The organism is Streptomyces sp. NRRL F-5650, from assembly GCF_000721365.1.
GTDB lineage: Bacteria > Actinomycetota > Actinomycetes > Streptomycetales > Streptomycetaceae > Streptomyces > Streptomyces ardesiacus.
Window position 1 is genome coordinate 1 of sequence record NZ_JOGV01000207.1, and the last position, 227, is coordinate 227.

Consider the following 227-nt stretch of genomic DNA (forward strand, 5'->3'; position numbering starts at 1 on the left):
GCCGCCGGTGCGGGGCTGCGGGAGCGGCTGGCGGGGCTGACGGAGGCGGAGCAGCGGGCGCTGCTGCTGGGGATGGTGCGGCAGGAGGCCGCGCAGGTGCTGGCCCACGGGTCGACGGCGGAGATCACGCCGACCCGGCCCTTCAAGGACCTGGGCTTCGACTCGCTGACCGCGATGGAACTGCGCAACCGCATGTCCAAGGCCACCGGCCTGCGCCTGCCCGCCAC

Annotated in this window: 1 protein-coding gene; it reads left to right on the forward strand. The window is 75.3% G+C overall.

The window, feature by feature from the left end; translation table 11 throughout:
* The coding region (locus IG88_RS40055; RefSeq protein ID WP_037837606.1) for an acyl carrier protein at window positions 1-227 on the forward strand (227 nt) is incomplete at both ends.